Origin of the sequence: Pseudovibrio sp. Ad13 (assembly GCF_001623225.1) — a bacterium.
Taxonomy (GTDB): Bacteria; Pseudomonadota; Alphaproteobacteria; order Rhizobiales; family Stappiaceae; genus Pseudovibrio.
In genome coordinates this window covers 668,005-688,153 of record NZ_LMCC01000013.1, presented here as the reverse complement: position 1 = coordinate 688,153, position 20,149 = coordinate 668,005, and the positions used below count along the sequence as shown (strand labels likewise).

At 51.9% G+C, this 20,149-nt stretch carries 17 protein-coding genes and 1 pseudogene; 11 read left to right on the top strand and 7 right to left on the bottom strand.

Going from position 1 to position 20,149, the window contains the following annotated elements; translation table 11 throughout:
• Positions 1-18: 18 nt before the first annotated feature.
• The 6 genes and pseudogenes from PsAD13_RS16865 to PsAD13_RS16840 all read left to right on the top strand — a co-directional run bounded on the left by PsAD13_RS16865 (position 19) and on the right by PsAD13_RS16840 (position 6,715).
• Positions 19-1,386, top strand: coding sequence for a sigma-54 dependent transcriptional regulator (locus PsAD13_RS16865; protein WP_063288837.1), 1,368 nt, complete (start codon positions 19-21; stop codon positions 1,384-1,386).
• A gap of 35 nt (positions 1,387-1,421) precedes the next feature.
• Positions 1,422-2,798 (top strand): Trk system potassium transporter TrkA, encoded by a 1,377-nt coding sequence (gene trkA / locus PsAD13_RS16860; protein WP_057466224.1) that lies wholly within the window; start codon positions 1,422-1,424, stop codon positions 2,796-2,798.
• Between the two features lie 328 nt (positions 2,799-3,126).
• Positions 3,127-4,005 carry a D-amino-acid transaminase gene (locus tag PsAD13_RS16855; protein ID WP_063318891.1) on the top strand — a complete coding sequence of 293 codons (879 nt, stop codon included), beginning with the start codon at positions 3,127-3,129 and terminating at the stop codon, positions 4,003-4,005.
• Between the two features lie 164 nt (positions 4,006-4,169).
• On the top strand, positions 4,170-4,427 hold the full coding sequence (gene hfq / locus PsAD13_RS16850) for an RNA chaperone Hfq (protein WP_008546823.1): 258 nt from the start codon (positions 4,170-4,172) through the stop codon (positions 4,425-4,427).
• A pseudogene (gene hflX / locus PsAD13_RS16845) lies at positions 4,427-5,902 on the top strand (GTPase HflX). Before hfq ends, hflX begins: the two are co-directional and overlap by 1 nt.
• Before the next feature lie 195 nt (positions 5,903-6,097).
• A complete protein-coding gene (locus PsAD13_RS16840; RefSeq protein ID WP_063288834.1) occupies positions 6,098-6,715 on the top strand; it encodes a YdcF family protein in 618 nt (205 codons plus the stop codon).
• Between the two features lie 50 nt (positions 6,716-6,765).
• On the opposite strand, the gene mazG is transcribed toward PsAD13_RS16840, so the two are convergent.
• Both mazG and PsAD13_RS16830 read right to left on the bottom strand, forming a co-directional pair.
• Complete coding sequence (gene mazG, locus PsAD13_RS16835) at positions 6,766-7,599, bottom strand: nucleoside triphosphate pyrophosphohydrolase (protein WP_063318890.1); 834 nt, start codon at positions 7,597-7,599, stop codon at positions 6,766-6,768.
• A gap of 235 nt (positions 7,600-7,834) precedes the next feature.
• Positions 7,835-9,196: an aspartate aminotransferase family protein gene (locus tag PsAD13_RS16830; protein ID WP_063318889.1), complete on the bottom strand. Its 1,362-nt coding sequence runs from the start codon at positions 9,194-9,196 to the stop codon at positions 7,835-7,837.
• A 311-nt stretch (positions 9,197-9,507) separates the two neighbouring features.
• Here PsAD13_RS16830 and arfB point away from each other — a divergent pair, with 311 nt between their 5' ends.
• Together arfB and PsAD13_RS16820 are read left to right on the top strand one after the other, a co-directional pair.
• Positions 9,508-9,942 (top strand): alternative ribosome rescue aminoacyl-tRNA hydrolase ArfB, encoded by a 435-nt coding sequence (gene arfB / locus PsAD13_RS16825; protein WP_057466233.1) that lies wholly within the window; start codon positions 9,508-9,510, stop codon positions 9,940-9,942.
• A gap of 223 nt (positions 9,943-10,165) precedes the next feature.
• Positions 10,166-11,020: a methyltransferase domain-containing protein gene (locus PsAD13_RS16820; protein ID WP_063318888.1), complete on the top strand. Its 855-nt coding sequence runs from the start codon at positions 10,166-10,168 to the stop codon at positions 11,018-11,020.
• 101 nt (positions 11,021-11,121) lie between these two features.
• Here PsAD13_RS16820 and aroQ read toward each other — a convergent pair whose 3' ends face one another.
• Both aroQ and PsAD13_RS16810 read right to left on the bottom strand, forming a co-directional pair.
• Positions 11,122-11,565 (bottom strand): type II 3-dehydroquinate dehydratase, encoded by a 444-nt coding sequence (gene aroQ, locus PsAD13_RS16815; RefSeq protein ID WP_063318887.1) that lies wholly within the window; start codon positions 11,563-11,565, stop codon positions 11,122-11,124.
• 38 nt (positions 11,566-11,603) lie between these two features.
• Complete coding sequence (locus PsAD13_RS16810; RefSeq protein ID WP_063318886.1) at positions 11,604-12,227, bottom strand: TetR family transcriptional regulator C-terminal domain-containing protein; 624 nt, start codon at positions 12,225-12,227, stop codon at positions 11,604-11,606.
• A gap of 150 nt (positions 12,228-12,377) precedes the next feature.
• On the opposite strand from PsAD13_RS16810, the gene PsAD13_RS16805 reads away from it, so the two are divergent.
• The 3 genes from PsAD13_RS16805 to PsAD13_RS16795 all read left to right on the top strand — a co-directional run bounded on the left by PsAD13_RS16805 (position 12,378) and on the right by PsAD13_RS16795 (position 16,229).
• Positions 12,378-13,754 carry an MATE family efflux transporter gene (locus PsAD13_RS16805; RefSeq protein ID WP_063318885.1) on the top strand — a complete coding sequence of 459 codons (1,377 nt, stop codon included), beginning with the start codon at positions 12,378-12,380 and terminating at the stop codon, positions 13,752-13,754.
• A 298-nt stretch (positions 13,755-14,052) separates the two neighbouring features.
• Positions 14,053-15,393, top strand: a complete 1,341-nt coding sequence (locus tag PsAD13_RS16800) for an aspartate aminotransferase family protein (protein ID WP_063318884.1) — start codon at positions 14,053-14,055, stop codon at positions 15,391-15,393.
• Entirely contained in the window at positions 15,393-16,229 is an 837-nt protein-coding gene (locus tag PsAD13_RS16795) for a 3-keto-5-aminohexanoate cleavage protein (protein WP_063318883.1), read from the top strand. Before PsAD13_RS16800 ends, PsAD13_RS16795 begins: the two co-directional genes overlap by 1 nt.
• A 60-nt stretch (positions 16,230-16,289) precedes the next feature.
• Here PsAD13_RS16795 and PsAD13_RS16790 read toward each other — a convergent pair whose 3' ends face one another.
• The 3 genes from PsAD13_RS16790 to pflB all read right to left on the bottom strand — a co-directional run bounded on the left by PsAD13_RS16790 (position 16,290) and on the right by pflB (position 20,064).
• Positions 16,290-16,622, bottom strand: a complete 333-nt coding sequence (locus tag PsAD13_RS16790) for a hypothetical protein (RefSeq protein ID WP_057466239.1) — start codon at positions 16,620-16,622, stop codon at positions 16,290-16,292.
• Between the two features lie 128 nt (positions 16,623-16,750).
• Complete coding sequence (pflA, locus tag PsAD13_RS16785) at positions 16,751-17,485, bottom strand: pyruvate formate-lyase-activating protein (protein ID WP_057466240.1); 735 nt, start codon at positions 17,483-17,485, stop codon at positions 16,751-16,753.
• Between the two features lie 287 nt (positions 17,486-17,772).
• Positions 17,773-20,064, bottom strand: coding sequence for a formate C-acetyltransferase (pflB, locus tag PsAD13_RS16780; protein ID WP_208986687.1), 2,292 nt, complete (start codon positions 20,062-20,064; stop codon positions 17,773-17,775).
• Positions 20,065-20,149 lie beyond the last annotated feature (85 nt).

Genomic DNA, 20,149 nt, shown 5'->3' with positions numbered 1-20,149 from the left:
GAATGGTGGTGATAAGCCGTGGCAAGTGACATTCTGATTGTTGATGATGAAGCAGATATTCGTGAGCTGATCGCCGGAATTTTGGAGGATGACGGCTACAATACCCGTACCGCTGGCAACAGTGATGCGGCGTTGGCTGCGATTGCGGACCGTCGTCCGTCTCTGATTATTCTTGATATCTGGCTCATGGGCAGCAAGCTTGACGGGCTTGAGGTGCTTGAGGTGATCAAGAAAGAAAACCCTGACCTGCCTGTTGTGATTATTTCTGGTCACGGCAACGTAGAGACAGCGGTTTCTGCGATCAAAAAAGGCGCCTACGATTACATTGAGAAGCCGTTTAAGGCAGACAAGCTGGTTCTGATCACCGAGCGTGCGCTGGAAGCTTCTTCCATGAAGCGCGAGATCAAGGAACTGAAGCAGCGTGCTGGCGACGTTTCCAATCTGGTGGGCAGTTCGTCCTCCATTAACAACCTGCGCATGACGATTGAGCGTATTTGTCTGACCAACAGCCGTGTGATGATCACCGGGCCGTCTGGTTCTGGCAAGGAGACCGTTGCGCGGACGATCCACGAGGCTTCTCCACGCTCCAAATCGCCGTTTGTGGTGCTTTCTGCGGCGAACATTACACCGGAGCGGATGGAAGAGGAGCTCTTCGGCATTGAAGAGACTGACTCCACACCGCGCAAGGTGGGCGCGCTTGAAGAGGCGCATGGCGGGACCATCTATCTGGATGAGATTGCCGATATGCCGCTGGAGACGCAGAATAAAATTCTGCGTGTGTTGGTGGATCAGACCTTTACCCGTCTGGGTGGCCACAACAAAGTGAAGGTGGATGTGCGTCTCTTGTCTTCCAGTGGCTACAATCTGGAAAACCGGATTGCGGAAGGTTTGTTCCGTGAGGACCTTTATCACCGTCTGGCTGTTGTGCCGCTGCGTGTGCCTGCGCTTGAAGAGCGGCGTGAGGATATTCCTCAGCTGATCCATTTCTTCATGAAGCAGATTTCCAACTCCACCGGCCTGCCAATGCGCCGGATTGGTGAGGATGCGATGGCCGTGCTGCAAACGCATGACTGGCCGGGGAACCTGCGCCAGCTGCGCAACAATGTTGAACGTTTGATGATCCTGACACGGGCTGATTCAGAAGCTGTGATTACAGCGGATCTTCTGCCTGCTGAGGTGGCGTCGACTGTGCCGAGCATGCCGGGGTCTTCTGGTGGTGAAGAGTTGATGTCCTTGCCACTTCGTGAAGCGCGGGAACAGTTTGAACGTGAATATCTGCAAGCACAGGTTAAGCGTTTTGGCGGTAATATCTCGCGTACCTCTGAATATATTGGTATGGAACGGTCAGCATTGCACCGAAAGCTCAAGTCTCTTGGTCTCACCTGATCGGTGAGCTTTGAGGTGGAGCAAAGGACTGAATTATGAAGGTTGTAATTTGTGGCGCCGGACAGGTTGGGTACGGCATTGCCGAAAAACTTGCAGCGGAGCAGAACGACGTTTCTGTGATTGATACCAGCCCGCAGCTGGTTCATGCCATTCGTGATACACTGGATGTGCGCGGCTTTATTGGCCATGGCGCTCATCCGGATGTGCTGGCGCAGGCTGGTGCTGATCAGGCTGACATGATTATTGCCGTGACCTTGTATGATGAGATCAACATGGTTGCGTGTCAGGTCGCGCACTCTTTGTTTAACGTGCCGATCAAGGTTTCGCGTGTGCGTGCGCAAAGCTATTTGCAATCCCATTACCGCAATCTGTTTTCGCGCGATAACATGCCGATCGACGTGATCATTTCTCCTGAAATCGAAGTGGGTGAGATGATCCTGCGGCGCTTGTCGCTGCCAGGTGCCATGGAAACGGTGCGTTTTGCAGATGATAATATGATCATTGTCGGGATCGACTGTGGTGGTGATTGTCCGGTGCTGGATACGCCACTGCGCCAGTTGACCGAGTTGTTCCCGGATCTGTCAGCCGTGGTTGTTGGTATCGCGCGTGAAGGCAAGGTCTTTGTTCCGCACAGCTCTGATATGATGCGGGAAGGGGATTTGGTTTATGTGTGCTGTGAGCGCGGTCAGGTGCGTCGTACACTGAGTATCTTCGGTCATGAAGAACCTGAGGCCAAGCGTGTTCTTATCGCTGGTGGTGGTAATATTGGTGCTTACGTTGCTCGCCGTCTTGAGGAAAAGCAAAGCAGAACCAAAGTAAAAATTATCGAGCATTCGCGTGATCGCGCTATTCGCATTGCAGATGAACTGCGCAGAACTGTGGTGTTGCATGGTAGTGCGCTGGATCAGGTGATGTTGCAGGAAGCAGATGTCGAAGATTCCGACATGATGGTGGCGCTGACCAATGAGGATGAGGTGAACATCCTGTCCTGCGTCATGGCTAAGAAAATGGGCTGTGAGCGGAACCTTTCCCTGCTGAACAACACCAGTTATCCAGCTTTTGCGCATGCTTTGGGCATTGATGCCTTTGTGAACCCGCGTCAGGTGACGATTTCCAAGATTTTGCAGCATGTGCGCCGTGGCCGTATTCGGGCAGTTCATGCGCTGCAAAACGGTGCTGCTGAGGTGATTGAAGCTGAGGCGCTGGATACTTCGCCGCTCGTTGGTCGTCCCCTACGTGAAGTTGAGCTTGCTGAAGGCATTCGCATCGGTGGAATCTTGCGTGATGGCAAGGTGGTGACACCGTGCGGCGATGAGCGTATCCAGGCCCATGACCGCGTTGTGATTTTTGCTATTGCAGACAAGGTGCGTCAGGTGGAGCAGATGTTCCGCGTGTCACTGGAGTTCTTCTAGAGCCAGTTTTGCTACATGGTTCCGGCGCTCTTGTATGAAAGTGCCGGAACATCAATCCGTTAAGCCTGAAACGCGAGTGTTCGCGACTGGCCAGCAGAGGTGTCGTGGCCTTTGTTCATTTCTTCCCGTCTATAAACCTGTGATTTTAAGTATTTCTGGCTTAAACGCCCGGATAGCAGGTTGGTTTTATCTTCCCAAAACGGAAGCTCAGGTTTTCTCAGTGATCCCACCCGGAAATATCTAGTTTTATCTGCTGTTAGCCACTTGATAGTATTCAGTAAATGCCCTTAGATGTAACCTGTTGAATGTTCCTGAACAGGAGAGGCTGATGAGCCGTGTTGCCTACGTAAATGGACAATATGTGCCACATTCTCATGCAGCCGTGCATGTGGAAGACCGGGGTTACCAGTTCTCTGATGGCGTTTATGAGGTGTGTGAGGTCTGGAGAGGCCAGATTGTGGACATGAGCGCCCATCTGGACCGGCTGGATCGGTCGCTGAGTGAGTTGCAGATTTCCGCCCCTATGTCACGTGGGGCCTTGACGCGGGTGATGAAGGAAGTGATTTCGCTCAACCGGGTGAAGAACGGCTTGATCTACATGCAGGTTACGCGCGGCGTGGCTCCGCGCGACCATTATTTCCCGCCAGCTAACACTCCACCGTCTATTGTGATGACTGCAAAATCGGTGCCGTCACACAAAATGGACCAAATTGCGACCAAGGGTGTTGGGGTTATTACGGTAGAAGAGAATCGTTGGGATCGGGTCGATATCAAGACTGTTGGTCTTTTGCCTAATGTCCTTGCTAAACAAAAGGCTAAGGAGTCTGGTGCCCGCGAAGCATGGTTTGTGGATAAAAAAGGCCTGATAACTGAAGGCGGTTCAACCAATGCTTGGATAATTCTAAAGAACGGCACTTTGGTGACGCGACCTGCTACCCACGGAATCTTAAAAGGAATTACCAGAGCGGGCGTTCTAAAACTGGCGGAAATGAAAGGCTTTTCCGTAGAAGAACGCGGTTTCTCTCTGGAAGAGGCAAAAAGTGCGCAAGAGGCATTTTTAACAAGTGCATCGGGGCTTGTCATGCCTGTCGTGAAAGTAAATGGAACAATTTTGGGTGATGGTAAGCCCGGTCCAATCGTTCAAGACTTAAGAAAATCATTCCATGAAGCGTCAGAGTTGATTAAACTGACGGTTGCCGGGGGTTAAGTGCCTCCGGTGTTTGCTGAAGGGAACTTAGGAAAGACGGCGCACCTTATTAGTGTTGGGGCATCTCTCTTGTGTTTGTGAGTGTCACTTGGCCGTTTCGAGGATGGGAACAGTAAATGGTGGATGCCGCGGCCGTGTCCACTGAGAACAGGAAAAAAATAGTTATGGCTGACCGCGCTCAAAATCTTCAAGATACATTTTTAAATCATGTCAGGAAGCAGAAGACGCCACTGACAATCTTTTTGATCAATGGTGTAAAACTGCAGGGTGTAGTTACTTGGTTCGATAATTTCTGCGTATTATTGCGTCGTGACGGGCACTCCCAGCTCGTTTACAAGCACGCTATCTCAACAATCATGCCAAATAGCCCTATACAGCTGTTCGAACCAGCTGAAGAAGAAGGCGAAAAAGCAGGAGGCTGATGAAGCCCCAATCTAAAAAAGAGGCCGGTCTGAACCGCAAGCAACGCGATGCGAATGTTGAGGCCGGCGAAGACGAAGTGACCCGGGGAACCCGGTCACTCGTCATCGTACCGATTATTCAAAGTAGAGCTCTGGCGAGAGGGAAAGGTGCTCCTGAGCGCCCCTTTGGTGCCGAGCGCAGCCCACAAGCCAGACTGGAAGAAGCTGTTGGACTAGCAGCTGCAATCGAGTTGGAGATTGTCTCCTCAAGTCTGGTTCGATTGGCAAATGTAAAACCGGGAAGTCTGTTCGGCTCAGGCAAGGTGGAAGAGATCCGCTTGCGAATTGATGTCGAAGAGATTGAGCTGGTTGTTGTTGATCATCCGCTCACCCCAATCCAGCAAAGAAATCTGGAACGAGACTGGAACACCAAGGTTATTGACCGGACAGGTCTTATTCTGGAGATTTTTGGTGAACGTGCGCAGACCAAGGAAGGTCGCCTGCAGGTCGAGCTTGCTCACCTGAGTTGGCAGAAATCCCGTCTGGTGCGGTCCTGGACTCACCTTGAGCGTCAGCGCGGCGGTCTTGGTTTTGTTGGTGGCCCGGGTGAGACCCAGATTGAGGCCGACAGGCGTATCATTCAGGATCGTATCACGCTGCTGAAAGGGCATCTGGAGCAGGTTCAGCGCACCCGTAAGCTTCACCGCAAAGCACGTAAGAAAGTGCCGCATCCGGTCATCGCTTTTGTTGGCTACACCAATGCGGGCAAATCTACGCTGTTTAACCGCATGACCAATGCGGAGGTGTTTGCCAAGGATCTGCTGTTTGCGACGCTTGATCCTACGCTTCGCCGTTTGAAGCTGCCGCATGGCCGTGAGGTCATTCTGTCAGACACGGTTGGCTTCATTTCCGAGTTGCCGCACAATCTGGTGGCTGCTTTCAGGGCGACGCTGGAAGAGGTTATTCAGGCTGATATTGTGCTTCATGTGCGCGATATTGCTCATGAAGACACCAAGGCGCAGTCTCAGGATGTGAATGAAACGCTTGAGATGCTTGGTCTTAAAGTGTCTGAGAGTGATCGTGTCATTGAGGTCTATAACAAGATCGACATGCTGGACGAGGCACATCGCGCCAAGTTGCTGGAAAGTAACTCGGTTGATGAGGGGCCGGTTGCGGTTTCTGCTCTGAGTGGTGATGGGATCGAAGATCTGATTGCCCGCATCGAGACGCGTCTGGCTGAGCAGCTGGATACCGTGACGATGGTTCTGCCGCACAGCGATGGGCAGGGGCATGCATAACCGTATCAGAACTGCGAGATCCTTTCGCGCGACGATACAGAGGACGGCATTCGCTTGTCTGTTCGCGTCCCTGATGCGCATCGATCTCGCGTCCGGGAGCGTTTCGCGAAATACTTCGTGACCGGGCTGGAGCTGGCTGAAGAGCCGACTTCAGAAGATGGTGATGAGGATGACGACAGTGGTTACTCACCAATCTGATTGCCTCTGAGAGACGAATGAAAACAAGAAAGCCCTGCTCATGCGAGTGGGGCTTTTTTGTTGGTGGGCTGGGATATGCCGTAGGCATCCGCGTTATGCGCGGTCTTCCAGCCTTTCTGCTTGTGAGGGATTTGAAGGAGTATTGTTTGGTGTAGCGTTGCTGGTTGTTGTTTTGGCCGTTAGTCTGGTTATGTCATGACCTGCGCAGCCAATTCACATTTAAAGCTTACACCTCAACTGATCGCTGAGATTGATCGGTATTTGCTTGTCAGAACCGAGATCCGAAAGGCTGATCTGTGTTTGCTGTTTGGGTCTCACAGAAGTGCTGAGGCGCGGGTTCAGGTCACGGTGCAATTGTGGTGTGATGGGCTTGTTGGGCGAGTTCTGATTACTGGTGGTGAGTACACAGCGTCAGGGCAACTTGAGGCGCATGAGATGTGTGAGGCACTTGTCGCTGACGGTGTGCCAAGGCACCACATGATTTTGGAGGCCAGCGCGACGAATACGGGTGAGAATGTAGCGTTCTCAATTGAGCGTTTGAAGGAGCTTGGGCTTTTTGAGGCCATTGGCTCCGTGATTGCCGTTGGTAGTGTGAGCGCGTCCCGTCGCTATTTGATGACGTTGGAGCGGCATTGGCCGGGGGTAATCAAGATGATTGCGCCTGCAAACAAGTATCCGGTGGACGTGGCTGACTGGTCTGCTCATCCAGAGTTTGTGGCTGAGGTTTTGGAGGAGTGGGGCAAGATACAGCCGTATCTTAAGGTTGGATACCTGTGCGAGCTGAATCCAGAGACATGCCCTTTGATTGAATGAATGGACTGAGTTTCAGGCGAACATGGTGTCTGCTCGCCCGATGATATTCTTCAGCTTGCCGGATCAAACTTCTTGGCTGCTTGCCAATGGGCTTCCATCTCGTCGAGGGAGAGGTCTTTGAGCGGGCGTTGTTCGGCTGTTGCTGCGTCTTCTATGTGGGCGAAGCGGCGGCGGAACTTGGCATTGGTGCGTTTGAGGGCGGCTTCTGGCTGGATTTCCAGATGACGAGCGAGGTTGGCGATGGCGAACAGCACGTCGCCGAGTTCGTCTTCGATTTTTCTGCGGTCTGGCGTGTTGGCTGTGACTTCAATGGTGAGTTCTTCCACTTCCTCTTTGATCTTGTCGAGGACGGGCTCTGCTGCGCCCCAGTCAAACCCAACTTTTGAGGCGCGGTGCTGGAGTTTTTCGGCTTCTGTCAGAGCTGGGAATGCGGATGGCACTTCATCCAGAAAGCGTGGCATCTGATCAATGAGGCCCATTGCGGCGCGTTGTTGTTTGCGCTCCTGCTTTTCCTCTTCCTTGATGCGGTCCCATGTGCCTTTCGGGAAGCCCGCTGCTTTTTGCTCGTCATCTCCGAATACATGCGGGTGGCGGCGGATCATCTTTTTGGTGATGGCTTCAACCACGTCGCCAAAGGCGAAGGCGTCTTCTTCTTCGGCCATGCGAGAATGGTAAATGACCTGAAGAAGCAGGTCTCCAAGTTCTTCTTTCAGGTCACTCAGGTCTTCACGCTCGATTGCATCGGCAACTTCATAAGCCTCTTCGATGGTGTAGGGCGAAATGGTTTTGAAGTTCTGCTCCAGATCCCAAGGGCAGCCGGTCTCAGGTGTTCTGAGGGCTTTCATGATTTCGATGAGGCGGGAAATGTCGCGGGAAGGTAGCATGGGAGTCCTGATGCATGAGAGCTTTTGTAATTCGGGCGGCACATTATCAGCCTCGTGGTTTCATGGCGAGGGGCTTTGTTGTGCATGCTGGGATATGTGGTGAATTGCCGTTCAGGAACTGGTTAAAGTTAATAAGGGTTAACTTTAGAGTGCGCGTGTAAGTTACTTATAACGTTGCGGTATATAAAAAGAGGCGCCGGGGCGCCTCTTTGAAATTCCATGCTGAAACAGGAACTTAATCCAGATTCTTAAGGACGTCGCGTAGTGTGCCAACCAGTACGTCGATCTCGCCTTCTGAGATGACGAGTGGTGGGGACATTGCGATTGTGTCGCCTGTGGTGCGGATGAGAATGTTCTTCTCATAAGCTTTTAGGAAGGCGGTGAATGCACGCTTGGTCGGCTCACCTGCAATCGGCTCCAGCTCGATCGCGCCAATCAGGCCGATGTTGCGAATATCGATCACATTCGGGCAATCACGCAGGGAGTGAAGTGCGTCCTGCCAGTACTGTGCCATCTTGGCGCCGCGTGTGAGCAGCTCCTCTTCAGCGTAGACATCCAGCGTTGCCAGAGCAGCTGCACAGGCAAGTGGATGAGCTGAGTAGGTGTAGCCGTGGAACAGCTCGATCAGATGCTCAGGTCCGGTCATGAATGCGTCATAGACCTTGGAGCTGGCAAACACCGCACCCATTGGCACAACGCCGCTGGTGAGGCCTTTGGCTGTGGTGACGAGGTCCGGAATGACGTCAAAGTAGTCGACACCGAACGGAGTGCCCAGACGGCCAAAGCCGGTGATGACTTCGTCGAAGATCAGCAGGATGCCATGCTCGTCACAGATGTCGCGCAGGCGCTTCAGGTAGCCTTCTGGTGGAAGTATCACGCCAGCTGAGCCCGCGACTGGTTCCACAATCACTGCTGCAATGGTGGATGGGTCGTGGAGCTGGATGAGACGCATGAGATCTTCAGCGTACTCAATGCCGTTCTTCGGCACGCCCTTGCTGAACTCATTGCCTGCAATGCCATGGGTGTGACGTATATGATCAACACCAGCGAGCATCGCACCAAACTGCTTGCGGTTGGCAACCATGCCGCCAACAGAAATGCCGCCGAAGTTGACACCGTGATAGCCGCGTTCACGCCCAATCAGGCGGGTCCGTGAGCCTTCTCCCTTGGCCTTGTGGTAGGCCAAGGCCATTTTGAGGGCGGTTTCAACGCTCTCAGAACCGGAGTTGGTGTAGAACACGTGGTTCAACGGGTCTGGCATGAGAGCTGCTAGACGGGCCGCGAGCTCGAACGACTTTGGATGTGCCATCTGGAAGGCTGGTGCGTAATCCAGCTCGGCGACCTGCTTCTGCACAGCTTCGACGATCTTCTGGCGTCCGTGGCCAGCGTTGCAGCACCACAAGCCTGCTGTACCGTCCAGAATCTGACGGCCATCGGCGGCGGTGTAATGCATGTCCTTGGCCTTCACGAGAAGGCGTGGATCTTTCTTGAACTGCCGGTTTGCCGTGAATGGCATCCAGTAAGCATCAAGGTTGTTTGTAGTCAGGCCGGTGATCTCTTGGATCTCGTCCCGCGCCAATATGTTAGTCTCTGTCATTTCCCCTCCAGTAACGCTTGAGACGAATATTGTTTGTTCGGCTGAGCGCCTTAATTATTTTACCCTCTGGCAGGATATGGATTCGAGACTAGGTAGAAGAACTGACTAAATCAAGCGATATCAAACATATACGTGCATTATACGTTCGCCTATACCTGCGGTGGAGCGTAGCTTTGTTGCGTAAAACTTTGCAAATCTGAGGGGCTGGTATTATAGCGTGCACTGTTGCTTTATTGGTTGTTTTTTGACCAAAGAGTAAAATTTCTTATTTCAATCAATGCTATGCATGCGTGGTGTAACAGGCGGGCCAGATGAGCGAGCGCAAAAAAATAAAGGTGAATGAGCGCTACTCAATTGAGGAACGCGACATCAAAGAAGACTTCATCAGGGCGTCCGGACCGGGCGGTCAAAACGTGAATAAAGTGTCTTCTGCCGTGCAATTACGATTCAATCTGGATGGAAATGCGACTCTCCCGGATGACTTAAAGACTCGTTTGCGCAAGATCGCGGGCTCACGTTTGACGCTGAAGGGGGAAGTTGTTTTGACAGCTGATCGCTTCCGTACGCAGGAGCGCAACAGAGAAGATGCGTTGGAGCGGTTGCTGGAACTTATTCGCAAGGCGGCTTATGTTCCCAAGACGCGCAAAGCCACACGGCCAACGCTGGCCTCCAAGCGCCGACGAATGGAAGGGAAGAAGCAGCGCGGCAACATCAAGAAGCTGCGTAGTTCTAAGAACTATGACTGATTTGGAGGGTTGGCTCTTTCAACAAGGCCAATCACTCATGGCCTAGGAGCGTGAAGCTGTGCCTGTCATTTCCCATAGGATTCAATCAAGATAACAGTGTCTCCAAACTGCCTGACAAAAATACAAAGCGATATTTATCAAGCACTGTAAGTCTTCATCATGCTTTTTGATTTAGAACTTTTAAGCAAAACAACTTGTTTGCTTTAGGTGGAGGCATGTCACGATGATGAATATTAATTTCAATTCAGACGATGAAGACAATCCAATACATGCTGCGCTCAAAAAGTTCTTGATCGACTGCCAAGTGCAGGATCTTAAAGAGGCAGGCAAGACCGAAGAAGCTGAGCAGCTTGCTTTAAAAAATGTAGAGCAGGATTTAAGTGCTATCGAGCAAGAGCAGTTGGCATCTGGATCAAATGATGAGAATTACACACCCGAAACAGTGCCTGAGCAGTGCGTGAGCAAGACTTTTGACAGTTATGCAGACAACTTTGATCAGCACCTGACTAAACAGCTCAACTATGCGGTTCCTCAGATTATTCAGGAAATGGTTAGCAAGTTCACAGAGGGTAGATTTGATCGCCTTTTGGATTTGGGGTGCGGTACTGGATTATGTGCTGAGGCAATCGGCGATCTTGCGCTGCATAAGACTGGAGTGGACCTCTCTGAAGGTATGCTTGATAAGGCTGATCAGAAAGAGCTTTATGATGATCTTTACCTGAATGACTTAACTGAGTTCCTGCAGAATGACTGGGAAGAATGCTGGGACTTAATCATCTCAGGTGATACGTTTATTTATCTTGGCGCACTGGAGGAAGCTGTTGCTGGCCTTGCGAAGAATGTGGAGCTTAATGGCAAGGTAATCTTCACAACAGAAACAGCCGCAGATGAGGTTTTTTCAGAAAAACCATATGTGATGAACAATCGCGGAAGATTTGCCCATTCAGCTGAGTATCTACGCAAGGTGCTGGCGGACAATGGCTTTACGCTGATTGAACTTGATGAAATCACGCCGCGCTATGAGGATGGAAGCCCCGTTCTGGGGCTTGTGGTTGTTGCGCAGTATAACGGCAAGTGAACTCAGAGAGCGCTTGATCTGAGTTTGCCCGATAAAGCCGCTCAGCTACGGTGGCCTGCTGCAGGCGTTTGATAAGCTCATACGCCAAGTATCTACTTTGCCTAGTCTTCCTCTTCCAGAACGCGTAGGGCGGCGTCTATGGCCAATGTGTAGCCGTGAGCGCCCAGGCCACAGATCATGCCTTTTGCGACCTTGGAGATATAGGAGGTGTGGCGGAACTCTTCTCGCTGATGGATGTTTGAGAGGTGGAGTTCGATCACAGGGCGTTCCACGCTGGCGATTGCATCCATGATAGCAATTGACGTGTGGGTGTATGCGCCTGCATTGAGCACGATTGCGGTCCGTGTCTGACGGGTCTCGTGAATCCAGTCGATCAGCTCGCCTTCATGGTTGGACTGCTTGCATTCTAGGTCTACACCCAGCTGTTTTGCGTGGGCGCGGCACTGATCTTCAATCTCTGCAAGCGTGGTGGAGCCATAAACTTCTGGCTGGCGCATTCCAAGCAGGTTCAGGTTCGGTCCGTTGAGGATGAGGATCTTCTTCATGAAAGCTCTCTGAAGTTGTGCGGTGATCAAGTCTCACCTTAATGGCTTGAAAGCAGCTGATACGCAAGGTCTTTGCTGTTGAGGCCGAGTGTTGACTTCAGTTCGTCCTTAAGGATCTGGACGGCCATGTCTGGTGTCAGATCTGTGTCGGGCAGGTTGGACACGTCATAAAGATTGAAGGCCAGTGACATGAGTTTCCATGCAACAAGTTCAGCGGGCAGGGTAAGGGTGTACTCGCCAGACCGGACACCTTCCTTGAGGTTGTTGCAGATCCATTCATGGCTTTTGTTGGTTTCTTCAGCGTAGACACGCGCAAACTCTGGGTCTCTGTTGGCTTCATCTGCCGCGCTGATCCATATGCTGGTCTCCGCTTTTTCCTGAGGAGTTGCATTGAAGCTGATGAGACGGAGCAGGGCTTGCGTCGGTGGAAGATCTTTTGAGACCGAGATGCAATTGTCGCCGTTTTTTTGAGACAGGTAGCGCAGGGCTTCGCACTTTAAATCTGTGAGTGATTTAAAGTGGTGGTGAAGAATGCCGGTTGCGGCTCCAAGTTGCTTGGCGATTGCCCGGGTGGTGATGCCAGCAAACCCATTTTCCTTCACAACATCCAGTGTTGCCAGAATGATTGCTTTGCGGCGTTCTTCCTTCGCCAGATAGGCCATGTAGCGTTCCAGATTATCTCTTTAAATTGGTCAATCTTGACATAGCACGAAATTGAGCGTATGTCCAAGTTGATCAATCGTTCAAATTCAAATTCTTCTCAATTTTGATCGGAAATGCGGGAGGGCGCTCTCGAAGGCAAAAGGGAAAGCATGTCAGTGGCAATGGCAAACGAGCAGATGACCAAGGGACATCCGGCGAAAGAGTTTTTCCGGTTTGCGGTTCCTGCTGTGCTTGGCATGATTTCCATTGCTTCTGCCAGTATTGTTGATGGCATCTTTGTCGGAAACTTTGTTGGCGCGACGGCTTTGGCTGCGATTAGCCTGATCACGCCTATGTTTGCACTCTACTTTGGCGTGGTGGTGATGCTGACCGTTGGTGCTGCCGTGATGGCTGGCAAGTTCATCGGTGAGAAACGAGAAAGAGATGCCTCCAACATCTTTATGAAGGCGCTGATCAGCGTCTTGGCCTTTTCCGTGGTGTTTGCGGCATTGCTGCTTATCTTTACGCCAACAGCTGCACGGATGCTTGGTGCAAACACGGAGACTGCTGAGATGGTGGAGACGTATATCTTCACCGTTGCCTGGTTCTTTCCCGGTTTGAGCCTTGCGGTCGCACTGTCTCACTTTGTCCGCGTTGACGGACGTCCCAACTTTTCCCTTGCAGGGATGGTGATGATCACCGTGGTCAACATTGTGCTGGATGCCTGGATGATCGGGTATCTGGGATGGGGCGTTTGGGGTGCTGCGTTGGCAACGGGGCTGGCCAGTCAGGCTGGTATGTTGTTTCTGCTTTTGCATTTTGCCAATAAAAGCGCAAAGTTGCGGTTTTTGCGTCCTATTGGGTCTTGGCGGGTAATGTACACGGCTGCCTATAATGGCTTGTCTGAGTTCATCAATGAGAGCTCCGGTGGTATAGTCGTGTTCCTGTTCAACTGGATCCTGATTACTGAAATTGGTGCGCAAGGCGTGGCTGCTTTCACCATTGTGAACTATCTGTTCTTCAGCGGTATCATGGTGTTTTATGGTGTGGGTGAGGGGCTTGGGCCTCTGGTGAGTGTCAATTTTGGTGCACGAAAACCGCGGCGGATTTATCAGTTTTTGTCGCTTGGGGTCGGGACCAATTTTGTTGTTGGCTTGCTGTTGGCGTGCCTTTTGATTTTCCAACCCATGTTGCTGGCAAGTGCCTTTGTTGGAGATGCAGATCAGTCGACAGTAGAGCTGACGATTGAGATCATTGGTGTGATCTGGCCTGTCTTCCTGTTCAACGGGGTTAACATCGCGTTTTCCGGCTATTTTACAGGTATGCATTGTGCGACCCAGTCGGCACTGATTGCTGTGTCCCGGTCACTGGTTATGCCGCTGCTGCTGATCGTTGTCCTGTGGTTTGTGATTGGCCCGATGAGCGTGTTTTATGCTCTGCCTGTGGCTGAAGCGCTGACACTGGTCATGACGCTTTTGATGTTTTCGCAGAAAAAGCCGCACTGGATACTTCGCCAGACACGGCGTACGGCTTCGGGCGTGCTCTAGGTCGTTCAGATTTTACTGAGTGAGTCTTTCGGTGACTAAGTAACTTTCACGTAAGCTGCACGGGGTTTTGCGTAGTTGGGTGTGGCTCCGTCTAATTTTATTGCCGGAATTTGTAGTAAAATATCTCAACTGTCTTTTGTGCGGGTGTCTCCGATCACAATCTGGAGATATTTCATAGTTTTTTATGGACAAGTACTTTGACGTAGGCAATGTGGTGCCTGTGCAAAATGTCACGCGTAGTTTTGCGTGTCTATGGACGGTCAATCGAACAACAGAGCTACAGCCCGGAGGCTGTAAAATGAGCCACATCTTTCCTAGAAATACCCGTGTAACACTACCAACAGCTGCTAAAGGCGACGGGTGCTACCTCATTGATTCCACTGGTAAGAGATACCTTGACGCCTGTGGGGGCGCCGCGGTTTCCTGCCTTGGTCACTCTAATGAACAAGTGATCGACGCGATTAAGGACCAGCTGGATAAGTTTTCCTTCGCTCACACTGGCTTTTTTGGCAGTGAGCCGGCGGAAGAGCTTGCCGATAAACTGGTGGCCCAAGCTCCTGAAGGCATTGACCGTGTCTATCTGGTTTCAGGTGGATCGGAGGCAATGGAGTCTGCTGTTAAACTTGTACGGCAGTACTTTGTTGAAAAGGGAGAAAACCAACGCTCGCATATGATTGCGCGTTGGCAGAGCTATCACGGAAATACGCTGGGAGCGCTTTCTGCTGGTGGCAACAAGTGGCGCCGTGAAATGTTCGGCCCATTATTGATCGAAATGTCTCATATCGATCCTTGTTACGCCTATCGCTATAAGGAAGAGAGTGAAACGCTCGAAGAATACGGGCAGCGTTCCGCCAACCTTCTTGAAGAAGAGATTTTGCGTGTTGGACCGGAGAAGGTCGCTGCGTTCTTTGCTGAGCCTGTTGTTGGTGCAACCATGGGCGCGGTGCCGGCTGTTAAGGGCTACCTGAAACGTATCCGCGAGATCTGTGACAAATACGGCATCCTGCTTGTGCTGGATGAAGTGATGTGTGGCATGGGCCGCACCGGTCATATTTTCGCATGCAACGAAGATGGGGTTCGCCCGGATATTGTTGCTATCGCGAAGGGGATTGGTGCTGGTTATCAGCCACTTGGTGCAATGCTCTGTTCTAAAGAGATCTATGACACCATCGCGACGGGTTCTGGCTTCTTCCAGCATGGTCATACCTACATGGGGCATTCTCTGGCTGCTGCTGCTGGTGCTGCTGTGATGGACCAGTTGACGGCTCCAGGCCGTATGGAGCATGTGCGCACCATGGGTGAGAAGCTTTCTGCTGCGCTGCATGATGAGTTTGGTCAGCACCCATATGTGGCTGACATTCGTGGCCGTGGTCTGTTCCGTGCTCTTGAGCTGGTGAAGGATCGGGATACGAAAGAGCCGCTTGATCCGTCCTTAAAGCTTCATGCGAAAGTGAAGCAGAATGCCATGAAGGCTGGTCTGATGTGTTACCCGATGGGTGGTACGGTTGATGGTAAAACGGGGGATCACATTCTTCTTGCTCCTCCATTCATCATTGATGACAGTCATATCACTGAGATCGTCGAGAAGCTAAGCCTTGCAATGAAAGAGAGTTTCACGCAGGCCGGAGTTTCTATCTGATGACAAAGCGGCTCATCATGAGCGCGCCGAATGGTGCGCGTCGTGGCAAAGCGGATCATCCGCAGCTGCCGGTGACGATTGAAGACGTCGTTGCCTGCGCGGTGAGCGTGGAAGCGGAGGGCGCTGATGCCCTCCATGCCCATGTGCGCGGTGCAGAGGGACAGCATGTTCTGGATGCTGGCCTCTACAAGGAGCTTATCCTTGAAGTGACGGCCAAGTGCCCTGAGCTGGTTGTTCAGATCACCACTGAAGCTGTTGGTCGGTACAGTGCGCAGGAACAGTATGATGTTGTTGCCGCTGTGGAGCCTGAGGCTGTTTCTGTTGCTATGCGTGAAATGGCGCCAGAGGGCGGTGATATGGATCTGGCGCGCCGGTTCTACTTTGAGGCTCAGGAAGCTGGCCGTGCGGTTCAGCATATCCTGTATGCGCCGGAAGATGTTGCTCGTCTTGATCTGCTGATGGGTGAGGGCGTTGTTCCGGCCGGGTATGGCAGCCAGCTTTATGTGCTTGGCCGTTATGCTAAGGATCAGGAGAGCGATCCGCGTGACTTGCTTGGTTTCCTTAGCGCCCGCGATGCTGCAGCTCATATCGCGCAGGACAACCCGTTCATGCTTTGCGCCTTTGGGCGGGCTGAGACGGCGTGTGGTGCTTTGGCGTTTGGTCATGGTGGACATGCGCGGATCGGCTTTGAGAACAGCTTGTGGCACGGTACTGGCAAGCTTGCCAGGGACAATGCGGAGCGTATTCAGGTGGTCTCTCATATCCGCAGTGAAATGGGATATGAAGGTGCTGTTTCCAAGGATGACGTACTGAGAGTGCTTGGAAAACCGCAGTAAAGTGGGATTTCGAGACCAAGAATTCAAAAGGCTGCTATCACACCGATAGCAGCCTTTTTGTTATTTGCAGTCTTTGCTGTGTTCTTCGATCAGGTCTTCGCGGTGGTCTGGGTCGGCTTCCAGAATGGCGGAGATCTTGCCGGAGCCGTAGCCCAGGGCGTAGATGGCTTCCTGCTTCTTCATGCCTTTGGCATAGGCCATGGCTGTGATGACGCCTCTGGCGATGTCCTGCTTGCTGCTCTGGTTCGTCAAGCCGTAGAGGTAGTAGCAGATGATATGTTTTTCGTTTTTCCTGGCGAATTTTTCCGCTCTGCTTTGATTAAAGCCTGCATCTGCAACTGATGCGCTTGCGGTGAGCATAGCCAGCCCACCGAGGATAACTCGTTTTTTCATGAAAAAGCCCCCATGTTTTCGAGGGCTAGTCTGGGAAGGTATTGTGGCGACTTTTTCCTGAAAATCAGGAGAACCTATGTAATCGACAGGTATCTTTGGGGCGCCTGTGGCCTAAGCATGGCAGATGTTCAGTGTACGTCCAATCCGTACTTGCGGAAGGTTTCTTTGGCAGCTTCCGTTTCTTCGGCTGATGGCTCGCGGGTGTCTTTGAGCTGGTAGGATTTGCCCATGGACTGCCATTTGTGTTCGCCCATTTTGTGGAAGGGCAGTACATCAACGCGCTTTACGTTGCCAAGCTCGGAGACGAACTTTGCGACGCCTTCAACGTTTTCAGGGGCGTCTGTGAGGCCGGGTACCAGCACGAAGCGGATCCAGACGTCTTTTTCCATCTTTTCCAGACGCTTTGCGAACTCAAGGGTTGGGCCAACTTCAACACCGGTGACCTTTTTGTAGGTTTCCGGTACCCAGGACTTGATGTCGAGCAGGTAGAGGTCTGCCATGTCGATGGTTTCGTCATCAAGGTTGGCGTGCAAGTAGCCGGATGTATCCACGGTGGTGTGAACGCCCATCTGGTTACAGCCCCAAAGAAGCGTTTTGAGGAACTCTTTTTGTGCCATAGGTTCACCGCCACTCACGGTCAGGCCGCCGCCACCAGTTTCAAAATAGGTGCGGTAGGTGGAGATGTCCTTCAAAAGCTCATAGGCGGAGGATTGTTTGCCGGCTTTCAGCTTTAGAGTGTCCGGGTTGTGGCAGTACAGGCAGCGCAGCGGACAGCCAGAGGTGAACACAATGTAGCGCAGGCCCGGACCGTCTACCGTTCCGCCTGTTTCTACTGAGTGAACATAGCCCATGGTGTCTTGCATGGCTGGCATCCTTTATCATTGTTTGCGAACGGCCTGTTTTTGATAGGGAGTGAGGATTTTTCCTCTAGCCGCTTCTGCTTTTTATAATGCTTTAAAAGTAAGGTCTTTGACCTTGTTTTTAAAGATGAAATCGTGCAACGCAGCCATTCATTTTAGGTGCATGTGCGCTCCTGTCGCATGAGATTGGCTCTTTTGTCGCAATAAACAAGGCGCGGGACTGAGCCCCGCGCCTTGTTTTGGAATTTGAGAGGCCAGCGCTGTTAACGCTGACCGTTGGCCCAGTGCTGTTAGCGCTGACCGTGGAATGTACGGTTGATCACATCCATCTGCTGTTCACGGGTCAGCTTGATGAAGTTCACTGCGTAACCGGAGACACGAACGGTGAGCTGTGGGTACAGTTCAGGATGTTCCATTGCATCTTCCAAGGTCTTGCGATCGAACACGTTCACGTTGATGTGGTGACCCATGTCATGCATGTAACCGTCGAGCAGGTGGGACAGGTTGTCGATCCGTTCAGCTTCATCCTTGCCCAGTGCGCCCGGGATGATGGAGAAGGTGTAAGAGATACCGTCCTGGCTGTCTTCGTAAGGAAGTTTGCAGAGAGACTTCATAGAAGCCACTGCGCCCTTCTGGTCACGGCCATGCATTGGGTTTGCACCCGGTGCAAATGGTTCGCCTGCTTTACGTCCATCCGGAGTAGAGCCAGTCTTCTTACCGTACACCACGTTGGATGTGATGGTCAGAACAGACTGTGTCGGTGTCGCATTGCGGTACATTGGCTGATTGCGGATTTTGCCCATGAATTTCTTCATGATGTCTTCTGCAATCACATCAACGCTGTCTTCGTTGTTACCGAAGCAAGGGAAATCACCCTCAATTTCGTAATCAACTGCGAGACCTTCGTCGTTACGGATGATGTTGACCTTCGCGTTTTTGATTGCGGAGATACTGTCAGCAACAACGGACAGGCCAGCAATACCACATGCCATGGTGCGCAGGATGTCGCGGTCATGCAGCGCCATTTCAACACGCTCGTAGTTGTACTTGTCGTGGCTGAAGTGGATGCAGTTCAATGCCTGAACGTAAACCTTTGCAATCCAGTCGAGCATCTGGTCGTAAAGTGGTTCCAGCTCATCCCATTCCAGCACACCGCCGGTGATTGGGTGTGCTTTTGGACCAACCTGTTTGCCAGTTTTCTCGTCGATGCCGCCGTTGATTGCGTAAAGCATTGCTTTTGCAAGGTTGGCACGGGCGCCGAAGAACTGCATCTGCTTGCCAATGCGCATTGCAGATACACAGCAAGCGATACCGTAGTCATCACCCCAGTAACGACGCATCAGGTCATCATTTTCGTACTGAACAGAAGAAGTCTCGATGGAGATCTTTGAGCAGTAGTCTTTGAAGCCCTTAGGCATATGCTCGGACCACAGAACGGTCAGGTTTGGTTCTGGTGCAGGGCCGAGGTTCACAAGGGTCTGCAGAACACGGAAGGAGCTTTTGGTGACCAGTGTGCGGCCATCGACGCCCATGCCACCGATGGATTCAGTTACCCATACCGGATCGCCAGAGAACAGCGCGTTGTAATCTGGAGTACGCATGAAGCGAACCATACGGAGCTTCATGACGAAGTGATCCATCAGTTCTTGTGCTTCATCTTCCGTGATGATGCCTTTGTCCAGATCGCGCTGGATGTAAACGTCAAGGAAGGTGGTTGTGCGGCCCAGAGACATGGCTGCACCGTTCTGCTCTTTGATCGCAGCAAGGTAGCCGAGGTAAAGCCACTGAATAGCTTCTTGAGCGTTTTCTGCAGGGCGGCTGATGTCGCAGCCGTGTGCAGCGCCCATTTCCTTCAGTTCAGCGAGGGAGCGGTACTGTTCTGAGATTTCTTCACGAAGGCGTAGTGTTTCTTCATTCAGGACGTTGCCGTCCAGGGAAGCATGCTGTGCTTTCTTGTCTTCCATCAGCTTGTCGATGCCGTACAGCGCAACGCGGCGGTAATCGCCGATGATGCGGCCACGGCCATAAGCATCTGGAAGGCCGGTTACGATGCCAGCGGAACGAGCGCGGCGAATTTCCGGAGTGTAGAGATCGAACACACCGTCATTGTGTGTTTTGCGGTGCTTAGAGAAGACCTCAGCGGTTTTTTCTGAGAGTTTGTAACCATTGCTCTCCAGAGCGGCGGCTGCCATTTTCAGGCCGCCGTAAGGCATCAAAGCGCGCTTCAATGGGGCATCGGTCTGCAAACCAACGATCTTTTCGAGATCTTTGTTGATGTAGCCTGGTGCGTGAGAAACGATAGAAGAAACAACTTCAGTGTCAGCGTCGAGAACGCCTTTCTTGTTTTCTTCTTTCATCAACTCAAGAACGTTGTCCCAGAGTTTGGTTGTTGCAGCGGTTGGGCCAGCAAGGAAGTCGTCAGCACCTTCATAAGGGGTGTAGTTGAGCTGAATGAAATTGCGCACGTCAATTTCTTTGTTCCAGTCACCCTTTTTGAAACCTGCGTAAGCCTTGGGTCCGTCGTCTTTCAGAAAAGGAAGAGTGTCGGCGGTAGCTTTATCGATGTTCTGGTGAACGCCCATTTTTAGGTCCTTCATCATTTGAGCAATTTAGCGTGGTGCTACAAGTAAATTCCAAAGGCTTGCAGAGAGTTACGCTTCCTTGCGT